Source organism: Rummeliibacillus sp. TYF005, from assembly GCF_003844195.1.
Lineage (GTDB): Bacteria > Bacillota > Bacilli > Bacillales_A > Planococcaceae > Rummeliibacillus.
The window spans coordinates 1-6,343 of record NZ_ML122614.1 but is presented as its reverse complement, the minus strand read 5'-3'; the positions used below and the strand labels follow the sequence as shown (position 1 = coordinate 6,343).

At 34.8% G+C, this 6,343-nt stretch carries 7 protein-coding genes and 1 pseudogene; all 8 read right to left on the bottom strand.

Annotated features, from left to right (window positions below):
* Positions 1–1,323 precede the first annotated feature (1,323 nt).
* Positions 1,324–1,614: a hypothetical protein gene (locus CW357_RS17595; protein WP_241155177.1), complete on the bottom strand. Its 291-nt coding sequence runs from the start codon at positions 1,612–1,614 to the stop codon at positions 1,324–1,326.
* The gene (locus tag CW357_RS17590; protein WP_241155175.1) at positions 1,611–2,324 is read right to left on the bottom strand and encodes a hypothetical protein; all 714 of its coding nucleotides are present in this window, start codon (positions 2,322–2,324) and stop codon (positions 1,611–1,613) included. Before CW357_RS17590 ends, CW357_RS17595 begins: the two co-directional genes overlap by 4 nt.
* Positions 2,325–2,385: 61 nt before the next feature.
* Complete coding sequence (locus tag CW357_RS17585) at positions 2,386–2,658, bottom strand: hypothetical protein (RefSeq protein ID WP_119415223.1); 273 nt, start codon at positions 2,656–2,658, stop codon at positions 2,386–2,388.
* A 433-nt stretch (positions 2,659–3,091) separates the two neighbouring features.
* Positions 3,092–3,526: an SMI1/KNR4 family protein gene (locus tag CW357_RS17580; protein WP_119415224.1), complete on the bottom strand. Its 435-nt coding sequence runs from the start codon at positions 3,524–3,526 to the stop codon at positions 3,092–3,094.
* 14 nt (positions 3,527–3,540) lie between these two features.
* The gene (locus CW357_RS18705; protein ID WP_233548041.1) at positions 3,541–4,641 is read right to left on the bottom strand and encodes a Nif11-like leader peptide family natural product precursor; all 1,101 of its coding nucleotides are present in this window, start codon (positions 4,639–4,641) and stop codon (positions 3,541–3,543) included.
* A gap of 120 nt (positions 4,642–4,761) precedes the next feature.
* Positions 4,762–4,962, bottom strand: a pseudogene (locus tag CW357_RS17570) (DNA/RNA non-specific endonuclease); the annotation flags it as partial.
* 53 nt (positions 4,963–5,015) lie between these two features.
* Positions 5,016–5,582 (bottom strand): imm11 family protein, encoded by a 567-nt coding sequence (locus CW357_RS17565; protein ID WP_119415225.1) that lies wholly within the window; start codon positions 5,580–5,582, stop codon positions 5,016–5,018.
* Positions 5,583–5,595: 13 nt separating this feature from the next.
* Positions 5,596–6,343: AHH domain-containing protein (locus CW357_RS18485; protein ID WP_206426836.1), on the bottom strand; the 748-nt coding region annotated here is incomplete at its 5' end.

The window sequence follows — 6,343 nt, the reverse complement described above, 5'->3', positions numbered from 1 at the left end:
TCAATTCCATTCTGTATACCGGCAACATCTAGTATCTTCGAAATAACCATTCACCTTCTTTTCTATCACGTTTTCTAATGTTTAATCAAAATTATCATTAACAGCAATATACAAACAAAAAATTATGAACTTTCAGAAATTATAACATGTAAAAAAACTCCTATTAAGATTATTTTTTACTATAAATACTTATTTAAAATAGGAATTTTTACACTCTTCATATGACTAGTACCCTTGTTATTTATAATAGAAATAAAAAATTCTTAGCCTCCGAAAAGATTAAGATGATCTATACTCTATAGTGTGATTGTTTTGGTGTCTAAACAAGGAGGACTTGCTTGTAAGAAAAAAGGATCAACGAGAGATATTATAAAACCCTCATAAAGCTCTTAAAAAAATTTCGAAAAGACCGATAGGATCTCCCGAGTTGCCGTAACATATCAATGCTTAACGTGCCATGGTAACCGACTTCGGAGAAGTTTCTACTGTCTTGCCATTGCGTCAGTAGAAATTTTGCTTTCTGCACAGGCCACTGCATCAGTCTTCTCGAATTAGTATTTCGGAGCTTAATCCCCTCAACCAATTGGCTTACGGCTCGGTAGCTAACTGTCTACGCTTAAAGACAGCGATTACTCGTTGCCCTCCAAGACTCGCTACGAGTGAATGGCTAGTTCTTACTCGACGGGAATTCCACCCCTATATGTTACGACCTAGGCTCGGTCGCTCTGCCTGGCACCTAAAATTAAGAACTATGGCAAAATTGGTTCAAAAAGGATAGATAGATTGCAATCATACTGGATGTATAAAAAAGTCACTAACCTCCGAAGAGATTAAGGACTTAATCTGTAGACTATTATCTGAATTGTTTGGGTAACTGGCACCTAAAATAGTTGACGAAGCAAACAACAAAGCCGATATCGGTACGAATGGAATTGTTGTGAATTTATAATAAAAAAATAAATACAGGGGCAGTCATCTAAACGGTAAAAAAGATGCAACCTTATCACAATAACTAACTATGCATAAAAAAGGTCCTTAATCTCAAGAGAGATTTAAGGATCTTTTTTGTACTCCATCTTCAAACTGTTAAGAGAGCGGATAACTCTTCTATTCAGGCTGAATAAACGTTTCCAGAAAGCGGATAAAAAATACTTTTCTCATATTCATAAGAAAAGCCCTTAACCTCCGAAGAAATTACGGACTTAATTTGTATTCTATTTCTGAATTATTTCGTTGATTGGCAGCTTATACTATGCCATATCTTTCCTTCTATCTTTTATAAAAGAGTTGTTTGAAATGCTGCATTCAACATTTTATGCTTAATCATCTCCACCTCCAGTTTATTTTCCCATCAGGATAAACTGCAGGTATGTATATGCCCTTTCTTGTATTTTCATCATCCATGATATACCAATTGTTATCATCTAACCATTCTTCGTTATAATTAGTTTCTTCAAAATCATTTTCCTCTTCAATAATCGCTGCAAAAAAATCATTGAATTTGACTATATTTTTTGAAGGGGTAATCTCAGCAGTAATCCACATTCCTTCAATACCAATATTGCTTATATCTCCTAAAAATTCATTTAAAAAGTATAGTTTCAAACTTCTCACTCCTTAGATGATACCTTAATATATTGACTAGGAACTACACCCTTAATCAAATACTCATTATCCCTTTCGGTCCAATTAATTGCTCTATTCTTCCAAAAACCACAGGAAATAATATCTAGTTCAATTAACTTTTGAATTTGTTTTGGAGAAAGTATGACAACATCTTTTACCTTTCCAGACTGTATATCTTTCCTTAAAGCTGAAATATCTAGTTCAATTGTATTTTCCCCATAATTTCCAATAACATTATTGTTATTTGTAAAGCTAGTATAAGGACTATTAGATTTAGCTCCTTTTCTATAGCCTCCTAGTATATGCTCTGTAACAGTCACTTGTCGACCTTTGTAAAAACCATCCTTACTTGCTGGAACTAAATCACCTGAACTTGATATATTTGGTTTACTAATTCCATTTGATCTAGTTGAGGAATGAAGTAAACTATCACCTCTATATAAATTTCTTTTGTTAGTTGCAAAAGTATTATCTATTCCCTTACTCTCAACCTTCGCCATAGAAAGCGGCTGATCTTTGACCCCAGCACCATTCACCACATTGTAAGCATTCGCATAAGCTAATTGATTCCTAGGGGCATACGGCAATAACTCGAAACCAGAAATTGCACCTTTTACTTTGCTGGCGCCGGCCTTGGTAGCAACTTTCGTTGTTGCCATTCCGGTTTTTGATACAGCGCCCAGACCCTTTGTTCCCACTGCAGACAATCAGAGAAAGGCTTGATTATAGCGGCCACTCAAGGTTTAGTATAAATATCTTCTAATATAATAACTCTTTAAATAAGTTTTCTGCCCTGTGTAATTCTTTTAATAAAGGATTTTGATAATCATCAAAACTATCCATATAGGCTCTCACACCACCAACAATATTTATTCTGTTTAAATCTTTATTATTTTTAAGTATTTCCAGTGCATTCTTATATCTCTTATATATTAATTGAAAAATATCTTTTTTTATTTCGTTAGGATATTCATTTTCAAGAATATTTATTACCGTTTTAACTTGGCTAGTTAATTGCACTTTCTTATCCATAAAATCCTCCTATCTACTTTTCGTATGTGATTGAATACGATCTTTTTAGTTTTGCATTTTCGACACATCGTTGGATAATTCTTCTAAAGCTTTACTTTGATTGTAATCAAATTGATGGATTTTTTCTACCGTTTCATGGGGGTGTTTACACAATCATAAATTCAACCATAAAAAGAAAAAGCCCCTAACCCCTTGAGAAATTAAGGACTTGATCTGTATCCTATTTTCTGAATTGTTTCAGTGCCAGGCACTAGATCTTAGAAGGCTTCGATTGGATGCGCGATTGCATCGATTATACTTTCGTTGTGTCAAAATATAATTAGAATTCTATTCTATCAAAAAAAGCCCTTCACCCCAGAAGTGGCTAAGGACTTAATTTGTACCCTATTGTCAGAATTGGTACCTGGTACCTAAACCTTACTGGCACCAAAACTTAACTCAAAAAGGCAGGTAACCGAATTAACCATTCTTCAAAGTTATTAGCTTCTTTTTCTATATTATTTTCTTCATGCGAATAATAATAAACTCCTGTGTTTGGACACTCACTGGAAAGAAGGCAAAAGTAGTCACCATTACCTATACTATAAAAGGGGATAAAATCTTCCTTCCATACACCTTGTTTCATTTCGTAATCATAAGTAAATTCAATAGTATCATTTCCATTCGTTTTACCATTTGATACATTTAAGATATCTCCTGGAAATGAATATTCCGACATTAACTCAATAAAAAACTTAAATTCTAATGGAAATTGACATCCAAATTTTTTTTCAATTTTGTCCCATTCACTTGCCAAAGGAGTATCTAAATTTCCTATTTCTTTGTCTAATATACCATCTAATAAATTTGCAACTTCATCTCTTGTCAATTACTCTTCCTCCTTTAAATTCCTTCGCCTGGTAGTATATACTCTTTTCCTCTTTCTTTATAATGCTCTCTAATCTCCTTGGCTCTTTGAGATGGAGTTAATTGTGAAGCTTTATTATGACGTGTATGATTTCCTTCCCCTCTATGTGTACTTTGTTCTAATTCATCTAATATCCCACCATTTTTAACAGGAACTTGTTGTCTATGGTGTGCTTCTATATTTTTAATACCATGGGTCATTTTAGTCGTTGGTCCTTTTCCTTGACGCATTCTTATAACTTCTTCTATTATTTTTGGTTTGTATCTTACTGGAGGTATAGACATGGGTGGGTCTGGATTTGGATAATTTGATGGACTTAGTTTAGCATTCCCCTTGCTCTCCATCTTCGCCAAAGAAAGCAGCTGATCTTTCACCCCAGCACCATTCACCACATTGTAAGGCACAATACCTACATTCGCATAGGCTAATTGATTCCTAGGGGAATACGGCAATAAATCGAAACCAGAAATTTTTTCTACTGCACCTTTTACCTTGCTAGCACCGGCCTTGGTAGCGACTTTCGTTGTTGCCATTCCGGTTTTTGAGACTGCACCCAATCCTTTTGTTCCCACTGCGGAAAGTCCAATGGTTCCTAATCCATAAGCAAACCATTCCGCACGGGATTTGGCGTCTCCGTTGATCACATCTCGTTCATACGAATCACGGATCGCCTTCGAAAAATAATCGAGCGTTTCGATTGGATGCGCAAGTGCGTCGATTGTACTTTCTATGGTTTTTACTGGATGCAAGACGAAATCGAATATTCCTTTTACGAATTCTTTTCCTGCTTTATAAACACCGTTTTTGATACCTTCTGCAGTTTCCCACAAGGTGAGGATTCGTTTTTGTTCATCGGTAAGATTTTCTTCACCTAGTTCTTTTGCGAGTTTCAAAAATTCTTCTAGGTTAGTTGTATTCGCCAGTTTCTTCTGTAACTCTTCTTTACTGTCTTCTCTAGAACAAGTATTTTCTAAAAGCAAGTCATCGATTTGATACTTCTTTACTGTGCCGATTGTATAGTTTTCTAGTTGTATCTTTCCACTTTTCGTATGGGATTGAATACGATCCCGTATCATGGGGGTGTTTACACAATCATAAATTCAAACATAAAAAGAAAAAGCCCCTAACCTCTTGAGAAATTAAGGACTTGATCTGTAGTCTATTTTCTGAATTGTTTCAGTGCCTGGTACCTAAAACTAATAAATAGGCTCAATTTTAACTTCCACTGTTTTCCCTACTTCTAAAGCCTTTTTCCAAGTAGTCTCTATAGCTTTGTACTCTTTTCTATTCAGAGTAGCATTCATTGGTACTAAGTTGTCAATATCACCAGAACCTTTAAAAATGCTAGCTATCAAATGCCCACCATTATCATTTGGTAATCTATCTTTTCCGCCAACAGTTCTTTGAGCATATTAATTGTCTCGGTGCCTGGTACCTAAACCTTAATAGTTTAGATAGCTTTAATTTCGTAAAATTCCAAACCTGTTAATTCATTATTTTCAATTTCTCTTTTAAATATTTCTGAAACGAAAATAGGAATTTCCTGTCTAGTTCCCAATTTGAAAACATCACTATTTTCTACTTTATTTTCATAAATTGCATATTTTCGTATATTATATATTGTCCCAACACTTTTAGTCTGTATTTCATGGTAATCTGACTCTTCTAAACAAAGCGCATCAACCACTTTAAGAATATTAGCAATATAATATTCTTCTAAACTATCTCCACTTTTCAGCTCAATAATGTCAACTGGAAAATACTCAATTTTAGTATTTAAGTTCTCCATAATAGTTTTCAATCTTCTAGATACCACAAACCATCCCATATCATTTGCAAGATAGTCAGTAAGCACATCTCCCTCACTTTTATCATAGTAAAACTTAAAACTTCCATCCCATCTATCAAAGGTTTTTCCAATTTTAAATTCGTATTGTTGAATACCTAAATCATCCTTATAATGACATACTATATCGTTTTCGCCTGAAACTTCTATGCTTATCTTATAAAATTTCATCCATATCCCCTACCTATTTTTTCTTTAACCAATACTCTTTGTAAAGCATATCTGGATTTTCCCTAACTTCACTCTTTAACCCTTCAAATAACTCTAAAAAAATTTCCTTATTTCCACGTGCAATAGCATCATATTCATTTATCCTGTCTAACACATATTCATGGTATGCATTCGGATGTCTTCCTTGATGGGGTAATAATTCTTTATTCCAAGTATCGTCTAACTCCAAGCCATACTTTTTAGTCACATTTTCTAACTGGTGAGTATACGTTTTACTTTTATTAGTTGCATAGTGGTGTTTTTGTAAAGGTTTACCACCACTCTTACTTTCCACCTTCGCCATAGAAAGCAACTGATCTTTCACCCTAGCACCATTCACCACATTGTAAGGCACAACACCTGCATTCGCATAGGCTAATTGATTCCTAGGGGCATATGGTAATAAATCTAAACCAGAAATTTTTTGTGCTGCACCTTTTACTTTGCTAGCGCCGGCCTTGGTAACGACTTTTGTTGATGCCATTCCAGTTTTTGATACAGCACCTAATCCTTTTGTTCCCACTGCGGATAGTCCAATGGTTCCTAATCCATAAGCAAACCATTCCGCACGGGACTTGGCGTCTCCGTTGATGACATCTCGTTCATACGAATCACGGATTGCCTTCGAAAAATAATCAAACGTTTCGATTGGATGAGCAAGGGCATCAATTGTACTCTCTATTGTTTTTACGGGATGCAAGACGAAATTGAATAGCCCTTTT